Source organism: Streptomyces sp. NBC_00019, from assembly GCF_045041015.1.
In the GTDB taxonomy this organism is placed as follows: domain Bacteria; phylum Actinomycetota; class Actinomycetes; order Streptomycetales; family Streptomycetaceae; genus Streptomyces.
This window is the reverse complement of record NZ_CP108302.1, coordinates 728,756-742,597: the sequence shown is the minus strand read 5'-3', so window position 1 is coordinate 742,597 and position 13,842 is coordinate 728,756. Positions and strand designations below refer to the sequence as shown.

Genomic DNA, 13,842 nt, shown 5'->3' with positions numbered 1-13,842 from the left:
TGCCCGTCGCCGCCGATCGGTTTCCCGGGCGGCTTGCTGACGTGCAGTGATTCGGAGGGCAAGGCGAAGCCAGAGCACTGCCTGAGCGAACGAACCGTCGAATGCGCCGATTGGCGGTCAGATAGGAAGGTTCCAGCATGAACGGAACTGGCCCACCGGCCGTATTCTTACGCGATCGGGGTGCGTATCCAGCCAAATTCCTCGGTCTTCATGGGGTTTGTGCACACGGGTCGCACGCGTACCGCGGCCCACGGGGGAGTGAGGGGCAACCATGGTGGCGGAGAGTCATACGGTGCGAACAGGCACTGTGCTTCCGGTGGACGCGGCACGCTGGGCGATGTGGACATTCGTCATCGCCAACGTGGTGATCGTCGAAGCGCTGTTCATCAGCGCCGGCTCGGGCAAGAACGAGGTGCTCACGGTCGCCAAGTTCTTCGGACTGCACGCGGCTCTGCTGATGCTGCTGCAACTGCTTCTCGTGGCCCGGCTGCCGTGGCTGGACCGCCGTATCGGGATGGACCGGCTCACGGTGTGGCATCGCTGGGTCGGCTTCACCCTGCTGTGGACCGTCCTGACCCACGCGACGCTCGTGGTCCTCGGCTTCGCGACACTCGACGACACCTCCATGGCGAAGACGTTTGTCGCGCTGAGCGGGGTGCCCGCCTCCCTGTTGGGCATGCTCGCCGCGACCGTCATCGTCGTGATCGGCGTGTTCTCCACCCGGTCCCTGCGCAGGCGGCTGCGGTACGAGGTCTGGCACGGTCTGCACCTGCTGCTCTACGTGGCCTTGGGTCTGGCGTTCGTGCACCAGTTGCAGGAGACGACGACGTTCACGTCCTCAGCGTTCGCCACGGCCTACTGGTGGATCCTGTGGCTGTTCGCCTTCGGCGCGCTGCTGACCGGGCGCCTTGTCGTGCCGCTGTGGCGCAACGCCTACCACCGGTTCAGCGTGACGGCCGTGGTGCCGGAATCGCACGACGTGGTCTCCGTGTACGTCACCGGTCGACACCTCGACAAACTCCCGGCCCGGGCGGGGCAGTTCTGCATCTGGCGCTTCCCCGGCCACAACCACTGGTGGCTCGCCAACCCCTTCTCGCTCTCGGCGGCGCCCGACGGGCGCGGCCTGCGCCTCACGGCGAAGGCCGTAGGCAGCGCCAGCGCCGGCCTGCGCAACCTCCCCGTCGGCAGCCGCGCCTACGTCGAGGGGCCCTACGGCGCGTTCACCTCGTTGCACCGGACCCGGCCGGGCGCCCTGCTGATCGCCGGCGGCGTGGGGATCACGCCGGTGCGGGCCATGCTCGAGGAGCAGGCGAGCGGCGACGTCGTCGTGCTGTACCGGGTGCGCAGTGAGGCCGACGCCGTCCTGCTGAACGAGGTGCGCCGCCTGTTGGCCCTGCGGGGCGGGCGCCTGCACCTGCTCACTGGCCGGACCGGCGACGGCGGCGTCCCTCCGTTCGGCGCGGGCAGCCTGCACCAGCTGGTCCCCGACATCACCATGCGCGACGTCTACGTCTGCGGGCCGCCGGCCATGACCGCGGCCGTCCTGGCCGGCCTGCGAGACCTGCGCGTCCCCGCGCGACAGGTGCACGCCGAGAGGTTCGGGTTGGCCTGACCGGAAGGGGGACACGCTTGCCGGCGCTGGGGTGACGCCGACGTACTACTCGCCGCCCAGCGCAGGCAACGGACCCACATTCGTAGTGAGAGAGGTATCCGATAGGGCGGACGCCCCTTGGCTCCGCAGCCTGACACCGCCTGGCGGCCAGTGACTCAGAACCCGCGGAGAACTCCGTCGTTGTCGACGGCACGGGCGAAGTCCTCGAAGTCCATGTTGGCGCCGGAGAGGTTGTTCTCGATGCTCCACAGCTCGGCTGCCACCACACGGACGCAACGCGGACGCTCACCCCACAGATAGATCACGAGGAGCGGCAGCTCGCTCGAGGCGACAGCGGTGGAGTCGGCCAGGACAAGAAGGGGATGTTGGTAGTCCGGAGGGATCAGGTCGAGGACCTGGTGGCTCGTCAAGCCCTCGTACCGTCGGTCGTTGACGAGCGCGACGTTGGGCAGGAAGCCCTCCTTGGTGGGTGAATGCAGTGCCGCCCGCAGCGCGTCCCAGGCACCGTCCGCGGAAAAGTCAGTGCGTACGACCAGGGCTTCCAAGGTGCAGGGGAGCTGGTTCATACGCGGACGGTACTGCCAGGCCGCTCACCTCCTGGGGGCTTCAGGTCGAGCTGGGCGAGCGCGTCTTCGATCAGTGGGGTCATATGGCCGGCCGCGACGAGGACCGCGTGGACAGGCTCGTCCGCTACCTCGGCGACGGCCAGGACGTACCCGACCCGGAGGGAGGTGAGAAAACCGGGTTCACCGCGGGTCAGTACGAGCACGTCACCAACATCGCGTTCGCTGCCTGAACCGGTCGCTCACCTCTGGCCCACAGGGGGGAGGAGGCTTGCGTCGTGGTACGGCTTCAGCAGCTCCAGCCGGGTGTCGTAGTCCGGATGCGGGGCGAGGACCCGAGCGAGTCGACGCGGGGCGGGGCTCCTGGTGGAAGCGCCCTGTTCTTGCTCTTCTTGACGGTGTAGCCGCTGGAGGACGTTGGTCAGGACGGGGCCGAAGCCGAGCGAGGCGGCGAACAGGTCGGCGTTCAGCTCGGCGCGACGCCCGACAGCCGCGAGCGCGTACGGCACGGCGAGCATCAGGACTGGCAGCCCGTAGAGAACCAGGAGCGCGCACCAGGCGAGGCCACCGAAGAGCAGCAGGACGGCGGCGGTGCCGAGGACGCCGAACACGCGGGCCACCGCGAACAGGACGGCCGCAACCGTGCGCAGGATGTACCACACGAAGTGTCCGGGCAGGGCGTACCAGTAGCCGAGCAGTGACGACCAGGCATGCCCGCCGGCATGGTGGCCCAGTTCGTGGGCGAGGACGGCGGCCAGCTCGGTGTCGTCGAGCCGGTGGAGGGCGGCGCGGGTGACGCCGAGGATGTGGCCGCCTGCGGAGACCGCATTGAGCTGGTCGCTGTCCTCCACCCACAGCGTGTAGGCCTCGTACTTCAGGCCGGCTCGGGCGGCTACTTCCCTCCATACCGGATCCAGCCGGGCCAGTTCTTGCGGGGTCGGGCGACGCAGCCGCAGCAGATACCGGGCGATGAGGTCTTCGGTGGCGCGGTGGAACATCAGCGCGCCGCTGGCCAGCCACAGTACAAGCACCACGAAGGAGAACTGGCCCAGGAGGGAGGCAGGCAGGAGGATCACGAGGAAGCTGCACAGGAAGTTCGGCACACGGAGCAGCAGGAGCCCCATCGTCGTGAAGTCCGGGCGCTGTTGGCCTGCGGCGTCGGGACGGATCCGGTAGAGCGAAAAGCTCATGGCCATGGTGCTCGCGGCCCCGGCGACCGCCAGCCACGGCACGAGCCCACCCCAGTGCAGCAACTCTCCCGGATCGGGTAGCTGCTGCCTCTGCCGGGACGCGGCGCTGATGAACCGGAGCCCCGCCGTGGCTCCCAGGCACAGCAGCACGGCTGCCACCGCTGCGGTCGTCACCAGCGTGGCCCTGAGTACCTGTACGGCCCGCGCGATATGGACGGCGACAGTCCCCGGGCGCCTGCCCATGACCTCGGCGACCTCGGCCTGCGTGAACGCCAGTGCCTTCGCCGCATAGACCGCCGTACGCTGCTGCAGGGGCAGCCCGGCCAGGGCACGTTGCACATCACAGATCTCCACGACCACCTCGTCGACGCCCGCCACCGCAGGCGGCGCGTCCAACTGAGCTGCCCGTTCAGCACGTTGGGTCCGCTCCTCGTGCTCCTTCAGTTGGTTCTTGATCACCTGGTAGAGATAGGCACGCGGCTGGCTGATGCGTTCCGGATTCCGGCAGGCCTTCGCGAACGCTCCCTGGACGATGTCCTCGGCTTCCTCGTAGAACCCCGGCACCCCGGCCTCACGCAACCACCTGCGGGCATAGCTCACCATCTCGCCGTAGTAGCGCTCGAACACTTGCTCTAGGTCAACGGCCTTCTCCCGCTCAGACATCGGCCCCACATCCCGTCCCCGCACCACTCGAACCACCCCGACCGAGCTTGGCCCGCACCACTTCGGCCTCCCCGGAAGCACGGATGCGCTGGGCCGCCGCACGGTTGCGGTCAGCCACACTCCGCACTAGATCCACCAAGCTCGGCAGCAACACGCCCAGCACCATCAGCACCATCGACATGAGATCCATCCCGCCCGTCCCCTCTGCGTCACGGCCCTCGCGCTCCCACCCCGGAAGCGGCCGTCACACCCGAAGAGGGACAAGCCCCGCGTTCTCTTTACTCGACTTGTGAACCAGATGTGCGGATACGGCGTGAGCGAGCGCGCTGTGCACTGGCGCTGGTACATCTCCTCGTACGGCACCCGGCCGTCCTCGTCCGTGGCCAAGATTCTGGGTCAAGGCGCATCTACGGACGCGGACCTGCGTACGAGTTCCGGGGCCAGTTGGCCCTCGTCCGTCCAGAGATGACCGGGCGTCTTGGCGGTATCTCCGTGCTGTGTCCGCGTCGCGTGAAGAATTCGCTGTGTCCTGGTCAGGCTTGTCCGTAGGGTTCCTGTGTGGTGGATGAGAGTGAGCAGGCCGTGCAAGCAGCCGTCGACGGGGAGTTGCGGCTTCTCGACCCTGAGGTACGTGCTTCTCCGGCCCATGTCCTGGAGCTTCTGGATCCGGAGTTCACCGAGATCGGCGCTTCTGGGCGCCGATGGGACGTGGAGTCGATCGTCACGGTCACGAGTGCCGGCTCGGTGTCTGCGGAGTCTCCTGTCGAGGTCAGTGAAATGTCCGGTGCCGTGCTTGCTCCGGGCGTCGTCCATCTCACGTACTTCGCGGACAACCAGGGCCGCCGGGCATGGCGGAGTTCGTTGTGGCGCCTGACGGAGACGGGCTGGCGGATGTACTTCCACCAGGGAACGTTGACCAGCTGAGCGCGTGTAACCTCCGCCCGTGAGTGCGGAGGTCGCCGAGCCGACCGTGCAGCCGGCCTGACGGCGACACGAAGGGGCTACGCAGTTGGCCGTGGTGGCCTGCTCTAGCGTCGGTGCGCGGCGTAGGTCAGGTGCGTCACCCGTGACGACGGCTCCGAGCGGACCGGTTCCAGCGCGATGTTGGACCCGTCCAACATCGACGAACAAGAACAAGTGGGTGCGGCGTCACGACGAAGACCGAGGTGTGGAAGGGCGCCTCCTCAGGCCATGTCGGCCCGCCGAGGTCGAGCATGCGCTTGCCCATGACGCTCGCGCCGGTACGCGCGACCGTCTCCCGCGCGATGTCGTCGTCGCGGCCCTCATCGCTCGTATGCGGGTACACCAGAGCGACCAGGGCACGTTGGTGCGGCGGGAGCTTGCAGAGGCAGTCACCTTCGCTGGTGACGATGAACATAGCGAGCCACTCGATGAGCGCATGGGGCAGGTCAAGTGCGGCAGGGTGAGGGACCAACAAGGGTCCAGCGCCGATGGGTTGAGACTTCGAACATCTCCCTCAACGGCACGGGAGCCTTGTGCGTTCTGGACATGGTGCCTTTCACGCGCCGCCAGATCCCCTGATTCCTGCTCCTTGCCCGGCAGCGGACGCCGTTCCTGCCACTGTCCACATCGCCATGCCCCACAGAGAGAGCCCAGAAGTAAGGCCCACGACAAGGCGAACGGTTTCGTCGGGGACGTCCGTAAGCCAGACGATCAAGCCCGCCGTGCCGGAAGCGATCAACAAGGCGGCCGGTATGCGCAGTCGAGGCTGCTCGAACACCGCTGCCAGCGGCAGGAAGTGAAGCCCGACCACGACCGCGACCAGTGGGGGAACGAGCACCGGCACGCCGATCTGGCGGCAGACTGCGACGACCACGATGATCAACAGCCACTGGAGTCCGTTGATCTGGTTGAACCGCCGACGTCGGTCGATGGGGAATGGTCCCCCTGCCGACGAGGGAAGGAAGCGGCGCGCGGAAAGCATCAGCGCCACCATGACGGCACAGCCGACTGCGATCAGAACCTGCCGCGTCAACCCGTCGAATGCGCTCGAGCCCAGCAGCCACCAGCCGAGCCCGAACAACGCAAGGAACCCCACCCCTGATCTGAACATGATCGAGATCCTAGGCCGAAGAACATCCCGCCGGGCCAAGGATTCTCCTGCAACGCTGAGGCGTTCGACGCAGGGGCGCTCTCCCTTCGCTACGGCGGTTGGTGCTGCCCCTCAGCCGGCCGGGGTCTCGGTTCAGGGGGCCCGGCCGGGTACCACCGCTCGCGTCGGACGGTCGTCAGCTCGCACCCTGGGTCCGGCGGCGGCGCACGATGAGGAGCGTGGCCGTACCCGTGACCACTGCCGCTGCAGCCGCGCCCGTGATCGGCAGCGTCGAGGAGCCGGTCTCTGCCAGGTAGCCACCGTTCGGCGTCGTCCCGTTGCCGCCGGTCGACGACGATCCGCCAGTCGAGCTGTTCGAACCAGGGGCTGAGCTGTCCGTCGGGGAGGCCGACTCCCCGCCCGTGACGTCCAGCGTGATGTCGGCCTTGTCGTTGTCCTTGTCGGGGTCGAACGGCCGCGCTTCCGTGCTCAGCGCCACCGAGCCCTTGGCGCCCGCCACCCGCTTGTCGATCTTCAGCTCGAAGGTGTAGGTCTCTCCGCTGCCCTCATAGAGCGACCGCATGCCGCAGACATACGTCTTGCCCTCCGCTCGGCAGAACTGGCCGCGCTTGACGACGGACGTTCCGGCGGGAGGTGTGATGATGACCTGGACGGACTGATCCCCTTCCCTGGGCTGAACCCAGGCGGGCCCGGCGTTGGTGAAGGTCGCCTTCATCGTCACCGTCTCACCGACGCTCCCCTTCAACGCGGCACCCGTCACCTGGTAGTCGGCCGTGTTGACCGCGGTGACGGGGACAGTGACAACTCCAGCGGACCCCTCGCCCCCGGCCTGTCCCTCGACCAGTTTCACCGCCGGTGCGGTTCCCGCCACCGGATCAGTGCCGTTGTCGTCGACCCCGGGCTCGACGTCCCCGACACGCACGCGCAGCTCCTCGTTGAGCGCGCGGTCCAGTGTCGTCACACGCAGAAGCTTCTCGGGTGTATAGACGACGCCCGGCTCAACCGCCTGGTCGAACGCGCACGCCGCTGTCCATCTCTCGGGCATCTCGTCGTAGGGCCGGACGTGTTGTACCAGGCAGTTGGACGGAACCTCCGCGAAGTCGAGTCCTCGGGTGACGTAGTAGGTGACCCAGACCTTCTCAGCGGCTGTGGTGCTCTTGTTCGCCACGGTGACCGGCAGATCGAAGCTGTTCCCCGGCTTCACGCCATCGATCGCCTTGATGCCTCCAACGACCAATTCGGGTGCGGGTTCATCGCCGTAGGCAGCGGGAGCCGCGCCCAGCGCGATCAGGCCGGCAGCGCCGAAGGCGGCGACAGCGGCACGGCAGGCGCGACGGTTGTGCGGGGCTATTGGCATGGGGAGATCCTCTGTTGGGGCACAGCTGGACGGACGGTGTCTTCCGGGGGAACAGTCCTTCGGTCGCTAGACTCTTGCCGATCTCGGAGGGTTGCACGTCCGGGGCCTCCTCCGTCAGGCGATCACATCTATCGCACGCCGCGAGCCCTGTCGCATTGTCGACACCGATTGCCGGTGCGAGGCCATCGCAGACGAATCGGCTGCTCACCAGCTGAGGCACAGCGCGGGACGTAACCGGACAACTCCTCTCCCTGTCACGCCCCGGCGTCGCTGCCGTTGTCCTCTGACTGGCGGCGTGGACGCCGACGCGGATTCAGGGGGAGCGATGGCGGTCCTTCTCTACCATCCGACGGTCAACCCGCCCAAGGAGATCCTGCACCAGGCCCTTCTGTACTGGGACGGGATCGCGTCCGTCGTGCCCCGCGCACCGGAGCGCGACGTACGCGGACGACACCGAACAGCAGCGACTCCAGGACCTCTTGAACCCTTTACCGGAAGGCGCCGTGACCCCGCCCGCGCCGCGTGGCCGCCGCCGGTGGGGCAAGACCGGCAGCTGTGTGGGCACCGTGACCACGGTGTGGAGCGGCGGGCGGGTCTGTTGCCCGCCGCACGCACCGCCCTGCGCCCCGGCCCGCCACTGCCCCCGTGGGCGGGCCGCTCCGCCGCGGCAGTGGCCTGGCTCCGGCTGATCCCGTGCATGTGGTTCCTCCCATGAACGACGAGATCATGGGCACGGTCGGCTGCGATATCTACTCGTTCGACGGGCGGATACTGGAGATCTTCGGCATTCTCCCTGCCCGCTTCCGCATACGGCACCTGGACCTCCGCGTCACCGGTCCCGACCGGAAGGGGGAGCGCACTGTGGAGATCGGGCATGGCCAAGTCAAGGGCGGGGGCACGATCCGGGAGTACTCGGCCGCGGAATGGGAGCAGGCCGATGGCCTTGCCGCGCTGCTGGAAGCGGTGCAGGCGGCCATTGACTCCACCTCGGGGCGCAGGCCCGTGTGACCTGAGCTGCCTACCGGAACGCCCCCGAGACCTGGGGACCCGGATGTCGCCGATGAGCTGGAGACGGATCAGTGCGGTGCCTTCGGGAGTGATGAGGGTGTATGGGGTGCGGCCGTGCTTGTCGGTTCGACGTCGGCGGCGCGGACGGTGGCCTGTGTGCGAGGACCGGGCTGTGTGTCATCCCGGCCCGCGCGTCCCGATGCCGGATCGCCCGGGCACGTTCGGTACGCGGGCGATCCTCTGCCGTGGTCCGTCACATCTGGCCCGCCGTGTGCGTACCCGGACCCGGACAGCGTGGCCGGACTGCGGGAGTCGGCCGTCGGACGGACGGCCTGTCACTTGATGGCGGTGTCACCGAGGGCCTCCAGCATCTGCCGGAGGCCCTCGGCGGTCTTGTCGACCAGGTCGCGGTCCACGCCGGCGAGCAGTTGTGCGTAGTTCGCCAGATGGTCGGCGAAGGCGGCCCGGGTGACCTCGTGTCCGTGCGTGGTGAGGCGGATCTTGACGGTGCGTCGGTCGTCGCCTTCGCGTACTCGCTCGACCAGGCCCTTGGCCTCCATCTTGTCGATGCGGTTGGTGATTGCGCCGGAGGTCACCATGGACGCCTTGAGGAAGGCCCCGGCGGTGAGGGCGTAGGGAGGCCCGGAGCGCTGCAGTGTGGTGAGCACGTCGAACTCGCCATGTTCCACTCCGTGTGCGGCGGCTGACGCCTTGGCGGTCTTGTCGATCACTCGGGCCAGCCGCTGGATCCGCGCGAAGAGTTCTACCGGCCAGAGGTCCTCCACCACATCGGGGCGCTCCTTGGCCCACTGGCCGATGATCGCGTCCACGGCATCGCTCATCTCCGCTGCTCCTCCCCATGAAAACTCTTTCAACGTTAAGAGGCTTGACGTTGAAGGAGTCGGGCTGCTTTTATCTCAACGTTGAGATTATCAAGGTTGAACGACAGGAGCACCCCCGATGTCAGAGCTCGTTCTTCGCCCCGCCGCGCAGACCCCGCCCCCCGCTGCCCCGCAGGCGCCGCGCCAAGTCCCTGCCGGATGGCTGGCGTTGCTGGCCACCCCGCTCGCCGCGAGCGCCAATGCCCCGGTGTTGATCCTTCCCGACATGGCCGACTCGCTCGGCATCCACACGGCTTCGGCGACGTGGCTCGTCACGGTGTTCGCCTGGGCCCTGGCCGTCGGCACCCCGTTGATGGCCGGCTTACTGCGCCGCCGCGGGTTGCACAGCGTGCTCCGGCTGAGCGCGGCCCTGATCGTGGCCGGCACCGCGATCGTCGCCGTGGCGCCCTGGCTGCCGCTGGCGATGGCGGGCCGGGCGGCCCAGGCGGTGGGCGGCGCGGGTCTGGTCACCGCGGCGATGAGCCTGGCGGGCTCGGTCCGCCGGATGGGCGTGATCACAGCGGGCTTCGGGGTGCTGGGCGCGGCCGGGCCGCTGCTCGGCTCGACGATCGCGGGCATGGCCTCCTGGCGGGTGTCCCTGGCCGTCGGGGCGGTCGCGCTCCTCGCCCTGCCGGCGATCATGCGCCAAGCCGCACCGCGCCCACCGCGACCGAGCACCCCCTTCGACGGCCGGGGTGCCGCCCTGCTGGTGCTGATGGCGACGGCCCTGGTGCTCGTACCGCGCTACCCGTTCCCGGCGGTGGCCGCCTCCTTGGTGATGGCCGCGCTGCTGGCCCTGCACATCCGGTCCAACCCCGCGGGCTTCGTCCCGGCAGCACTGCTGCGCAGCCGGACGTTCGTCCTCTCCGCGCTGCTCGCCTGCACCCTCGCGACCTCGTACTTCACACTGCTCTTCACCATCCCGCAGCTGCTCGGCGACCGTACCGGCTGGTCGACCTCCACGATCGGCACCGGCCAGATGGCCGCCCTCCTCGCGGGCTCGGCGCTCTCCATCGTGCTGGCCGCGGCCTCCGCCCGGATGAGCCGCCCGCGGGTGCTGACGATCCTGCTCACGATCGGAGCGCTGGCCCCGCTCACCGCGGTACTGACCCCCTGGGCGCCGCTGCTCCTGATCGTCGCGACGCTGGCAGTCTTCGCGACGAGCGCGGGCCAGGCGACGCTCGCGGTGTACGCCATCCAGGCCGCGCCGGCCGCCCAGCGCCCCATGGCGATCGGGCTGTTCAACCTCTGCTACCAGCTGGGCGGCGCCTTCGGCCCGGCGATCGCGACCCTGATCACGCTGGGCGCCTGAAACACCCGGCCCGACCTCTCCCACCCGCATGAAAACCACATCGAGATCCCAGGAGCATGATCATGAACGAGAAGACGCCTGCCATGTCCGCGACCGACACCACGTCTGCGGCAGTGCTGACCCGTCACGCAGATGCTGAGACCTGCTCCGACCCGAGCAGTGTGATGACCCTTCTGGCCGACTCGGACGGCACCGCAGGCGGGTTCACGAGCTACCGGTCCACCTTCGCGAAGGGCGCGGCAGGGGCGCCGGCCCACTTCCACACCCGGGCAACGGAACTGTTCTTCGTGATCAGCGGGTCTCTGCAGGTGCTGGTGGGCGAGGAGATCACCCTCCTGAACGCGGGCGACTTCCTCGCGGTGCCGCCCCACACCCCGCACGCCTTCGCGGCCGCCCCGGGCTGTGAAGCAGACGTCCTGTTCGTCTTCACCCCCGGTATGGGCAGGTTCGACTACCTGCGCCTGCTCAGCCGGGTGATGCGCGGCGAGGCTGACCCGAAGGAGATCGCCGAGTCATCGGAGCGCTTCGACAACCACTACGTCGACAGCCCTGTCTGGCGTGCCGCCCTGGAGGGTTCCGCATGACCGACTCCATGCCCCGGGTCCGGGTGGCCCGGCCCAGGGATGGAGCGGACCACTGAACGGGCGCCCGGCGAACACGACTTGCTCATGGGGTCGGATCGCCGGGCGCCGTCGTGCACTGACGAGGCCCCTGGCGCGGCGTCGTGGGCCCGGACTTTCCCGAACCTGCGTGCGGCAAGCGGAGGAAGGGGCCGCGGAGAGTGGGGTCTCCGCGGCCCTCGTGTGTCTACGTCGGTCAGTGGCTGGCGAGTTCGCCGCTGAGTCTGCGGTGGATCCGGGCGCTGGGTTCGTTGAGGCCGATGATCTCGACGGACTTGCCGCGCTGGGCGTACTTGGTCTCGATGGCGTCGAGGGCGGAGACGGAGGAGGCGTCCCAGATGTGGGCGGCGGAGAGGTCGATGACGACCTTGTCGGGGTCGGTGGCGTAGCCGAACTGGCCGACGAGGTCGTTGGAGGAGGCGAAGAACAGCTCGCCGGTGACCCGGTAGACGACCGTGCCGCCGTCGGGGTCGGTGACGGCGGTGACCTCGGCGAGGTGGGCGACGCGCTTGGCGAAGATGATCATCGCGGTGATCGAGCCGACGACGACGCCGATGGCGAGGTTGTGCGTGGCGACGACGCAGGCGACGGTCACGGCCATGACGGTGATCTCCCCGGCGGGCATCCGCTTGAGGGTCTTCGGGGCGATGGAGTGCCAGTCGAAGGTGGCGACCGACACCATGACCATCACCGCGACGAGCGCGGCCATGGGGATGTCGGAGACGACCGGTCCGAAGACGACGCACAGCACCATCAGGAGCGCGCCCGCCAGGAACGTCGACAACCGGGTGCGGGCTCCGGACACCCGTACGTTGATCATCGTCTGGCCGATCATCGCGCAGCCGCCCATGCCGCCGAAGAAGCCGGTGACGATGTTGGCGATGCCCTGGCCGATGGACTCGCGGGTCTTGGAGGAGTGGGTGTCGGTGATGTCGTCGACCAGCTTGGCGGTCATCAGCGACTCCATGAGTCCGACCAGGGCCATGGCGAGCGCGTAGGGGGCGATGGTGGTGAGGGTGTCGAGGGTGAAGGGCACGTCCGGTAGGCCGGGCACGGGCAGGGAGGACGGCAGGTCGCCCTTGTCGCCCACGGCCGGCACCGCGATGCCGGCGGCGACCGTGACAACCGTGAGGATCACGATCGACACCAGCGGCGCGGGGATCACCTTGGTGACCTTCGGGAAGAACACCATCAGCGCCAGGCCCGCCGCGATCAGCGGATAGACCGGCCAGGGCACGTTCGTCATCTCCGGCACCTGCGCCATGAAGATGAGGATGGCGAGGGAGTTGACGAAGCCGACCATCACGCTGCGCGGCACGAACCGCATCAGCTTGGCCACCCCGAGCGCACCCAGGACGATCTGGAGGACGCCGGCCAGGATGACGGCCGCGACGAGATAGCCGAAGCCGTGCTCGCGGTTCAGCGGGGCGATGACCAGGGCGACGGCGCCGGTGGCCGCGGAGATCATGGCCGGCCGGCCGCCGACGACGGCGATGGTCACGGCCATCGTGAACGAGGCGAACAGGCCGATGGCCGGGTCGACGCCGGCGATGATCGAGAAGGAGATCGCCTCCGGGATCAGCGCCAGGGCGACCACGAGACCGGCCAGCACCTCGGTGCGCAGCACCTTCGGGTCGGACAGCCAGGTCGGGCGCCGGGAGCCGCGCAACCACGCGGCCGCGGACAGTACGGAGGAAGACAAGACGAGAGGAACCTGTCGTGCTCAGGCACACCCGGCATCACAGCGGGCACGCAGAAGGGCGTGGAGCACCGGGGCGGTCCTCCATGAAGTCCGCGAGCGCGCGGACCGAAGTCAGGGGGCAGCAGCCGAGCGACCCACGAGGGCACCGGGTGCCGGCTGGGAGCGAAGAGTCACGGCGGGCAGGCAGCGGCCACGCCGGGCATCACGGACATGCGCACGCTCTCTCCTGCGGACCACGGTCTTCGCCGGGGGCTTCGTCGGCCCCGACACGGCTGACGGTCACGGAGCGGCATCCCGCACCATGGGAACGGACACGGCAGGCAGCCGATCCAACGTCACGGGAACTCTACCCTAACGTTAGGGTAGAGATCGGTGCGGGTCGCCCGCGGCCGCAGTTGAGAGACGAGGAAGGTCCCCGCGTGAGCAGCGAGCACATGCAGATCGGTGAGGTCGCCGCGCGGACCGAGCTGTCGCTGCGCACCATTCGGCATTACGAGGACGCCGGCCTCGTCATCCCCTCCGCGCGCTCGCAGGGCGGTTTCCGCCTGTACACCGAGTCCGACGTCGCCCGCTTGATGGTCATCCGCCGTATGAAGCCGCTCGGCTTCACGCTTGACGAGATGGGCGCCCTCCTCGACGCCACCGACCGCCTCGACTCCGGCGAGGAACTGCCGCCCGGGGAGCGCGAGGAGCTGCTGGAGCGGATCCGCGGCTTCGAGCAGGCTGCCCAGCAGCGCGTCGCCGATCTGCGCACCCAGCTGGCCCGCGCCGAGGATTTCGCGGCCACGCTGGCCGTGCGCCTCCCACGACGGACTCCCACCCCCTGACCCGCAGGTCGTCACGCGCCGCTACCGTTGGCG

Annotated in this window: 13 protein-coding genes and 1 pseudogene; 7 read left to right on the top strand and 7 right to left on the bottom strand. The window is 68.7% G+C overall.

The annotated features are described in order from the left end of the window. Nucleotides 1-271: 271 nt before the first annotated feature. Nucleotides 272-1,612, top strand: a complete 1,341-nt coding sequence (locus OHU89_RS03650; RefSeq protein WP_405639745.1) for a ferric reductase-like transmembrane domain-containing protein — start codon at nucleotides 272-274, stop codon at nucleotides 1,610-1,612. Nucleotides 1,613-1,767: 155 nt separating this feature from the next. On the opposite strand, the gene OHU89_RS03645 is transcribed toward OHU89_RS03650, so the two are convergent. Further along, nucleotides 1,768-2,178, bottom strand: coding sequence for a DUF6924 domain-containing protein (locus tag OHU89_RS03645; RefSeq protein ID WP_405639743.1), 411 nt, complete (start codon nucleotides 2,176-2,178; stop codon nucleotides 1,768-1,770). Between the two features lie 107 nt (nucleotides 2,179-2,285). On the opposite strand from OHU89_RS03645, the gene OHU89_RS03640 reads away from it, so the two are divergent. Next, on the top strand, nucleotides 2,286-2,408 hold the full coding sequence (locus tag OHU89_RS03640; protein ID WP_405639741.1) for a hypothetical protein: 123 nt from the start codon (nucleotides 2,286-2,288) through the stop codon (nucleotides 2,406-2,408). Nucleotides 2,409-2,417: 9 nt separating this feature from the next. Here the strand turns inward: OHU89_RS03640 and OHU89_RS03635 are convergent, their stop codons facing one another. After that, the gene (locus OHU89_RS03635; RefSeq protein ID WP_405639739.1) at nucleotides 2,418-3,992 is read right to left on the bottom strand and encodes a sigma-70 family RNA polymerase sigma factor; all 1,575 of its coding nucleotides are present in this window, start codon (nucleotides 3,990-3,992) and stop codon (nucleotides 2,418-2,420) included. A 618-nt stretch (nucleotides 3,993-4,610) separates the two neighbouring features. Between OHU89_RS03635 and OHU89_RS03630 the strand changes: the two genes are divergently transcribed. Continuing rightward, nucleotides 4,611-4,952, top strand: coding sequence for a DUF4440 domain-containing protein (locus tag OHU89_RS03630; protein ID WP_405654282.1), 342 nt, complete (start codon nucleotides 4,611-4,613; stop codon nucleotides 4,950-4,952). A 361-nt stretch (nucleotides 4,953-5,313) separates the two neighbouring features. Here OHU89_RS03630 and OHU89_RS03625 read toward each other — a convergent pair. The 3 genes and pseudogenes from OHU89_RS03625 to OHU89_RS03615 form a co-directional block, all read right to left on the bottom strand. Further along, nucleotides 5,314-5,463: pseudogene (locus OHU89_RS03625) on the bottom strand (IS5/IS1182 family transposase); the annotation flags it as partial. An 84-nt stretch (nucleotides 5,464-5,547) separates the two neighbouring features. Continuing rightward, on the bottom strand, nucleotides 5,548-6,102 hold the full coding sequence (locus OHU89_RS03620) for a hypothetical protein (protein ID WP_405639737.1): 555 nt from the start codon (nucleotides 6,100-6,102) through the stop codon (nucleotides 5,548-5,550). A 175-nt stretch (nucleotides 6,103-6,277) separates the two neighbouring features. Next, a complete protein-coding gene (locus OHU89_RS03615; RefSeq protein WP_405639735.1) occupies nucleotides 6,278-7,459 on the bottom strand; it encodes a hypothetical protein in 1,182 nt (393 codons plus the stop codon). A 711-nt stretch (nucleotides 7,460-8,170) separates the two neighbouring features. Here OHU89_RS03615 and OHU89_RS03610 point away from each other — a divergent pair. Next, nucleotides 8,171-8,467 carry a hypothetical protein gene (locus OHU89_RS03610; protein WP_405639733.1) on the top strand — a complete coding sequence of 99 codons (297 nt, stop codon included), beginning with the start codon at nucleotides 8,171-8,173 and terminating at the stop codon, nucleotides 8,465-8,467. A 335-nt stretch (nucleotides 8,468-8,802) separates the two neighbouring features. Here OHU89_RS03610 and OHU89_RS03605 read toward each other — a convergent pair whose 3' ends face one another. Then, nucleotides 8,803-9,309: a MarR family winged helix-turn-helix transcriptional regulator gene (locus tag OHU89_RS03605; RefSeq protein ID WP_405639731.1), complete on the bottom strand. Its 507-nt coding sequence runs from the start codon at nucleotides 9,307-9,309 to the stop codon at nucleotides 8,803-8,805. Between the two features lie 118 nt (nucleotides 9,310-9,427). Here OHU89_RS03605 and OHU89_RS03600 point away from each other — a divergent pair, with 118 nt between their 5' ends. Continuing rightward, a complete protein-coding gene (locus OHU89_RS03600) occupies nucleotides 9,428-10,660 on the top strand; it encodes an MFS transporter (protein WP_405639729.1) in 1,233 nt (410 codons plus the stop codon). 62 nt (nucleotides 10,661-10,722) lie between these two features. Next, nucleotides 10,723-11,244, top strand: a complete 522-nt coding sequence (locus OHU89_RS03595; RefSeq protein WP_405639727.1) for a cupin domain-containing protein — start codon at nucleotides 10,723-10,725, stop codon at nucleotides 11,242-11,244. A 232-nt stretch (nucleotides 11,245-11,476) separates the two neighbouring features. On the opposite strand, the gene OHU89_RS03590 is transcribed toward OHU89_RS03595, so the two are convergent. Further along, nucleotides 11,477-12,982, bottom strand: a complete 1,506-nt coding sequence (locus tag OHU89_RS03590; protein ID WP_405639725.1) for a SulP family inorganic anion transporter — start codon at nucleotides 12,980-12,982, stop codon at nucleotides 11,477-11,479. Between the two features lie 419 nt (nucleotides 12,983-13,401). Between OHU89_RS03590 and OHU89_RS03585 the strand changes: the two genes are divergently transcribed. After that, on the top strand, nucleotides 13,402-13,809 hold the full coding sequence (locus tag OHU89_RS03585; RefSeq protein ID WP_405639723.1) for a MerR family transcriptional regulator: 408 nt from the start codon (nucleotides 13,402-13,404) through the stop codon (nucleotides 13,807-13,809). Nucleotides 13,810-13,842 lie beyond the last annotated feature (33 nt).

Coding starts and splice junctions, on each gene's coding strand:
- OHU89_RS03650 (WP_405639745.1), top strand. CDS start 272: ATGGTGGCGGAGAGTCATACGGTGCGAACAGGCACTGTGCTTCCGGTG.
- OHU89_RS03645 (WP_405639743.1), bottom strand. CDS start 2,178: ATGAACCAGCTCCCCTGCACCTTGGAAGCCCTGGTCGTACGCACTGAC.
- OHU89_RS03620 (WP_405639737.1), bottom strand. CDS start 6,102: ATGTTCAGATCAGGGGTGGGGTTCCTTGCGTTGTTCGGGCTCGGCTGG.
- OHU89_RS03615 (WP_405639735.1), bottom strand. CDS start 7,459: ATGCCAATAGCCCCGCACAACCGTCGCGCCTGCCGTGCCGCTGTCGCC.
- OHU89_RS03610 (WP_405639733.1), top strand. CDS start 8,171: ATGAACGACGAGATCATGGGCACGGTCGGCTGCGATATCTACTCGTTC.
- OHU89_RS03605 (WP_405639731.1), bottom strand. CDS start 9,309: ATGAGCGATGCCGTGGACGCGATCATCGGCCAGTGGGCCAAGGAGCGC.
- OHU89_RS03600 (WP_405639729.1), top strand. CDS start 9,428: ATGTCAGAGCTCGTTCTTCGCCCCGCCGCGCAGACCCCGCCCCCCGCT.
- OHU89_RS03595 (WP_405639727.1), top strand. CDS start 10,723: ATGAACGAGAAGACGCCTGCCATGTCCGCGACCGACACCACGTCTGCG.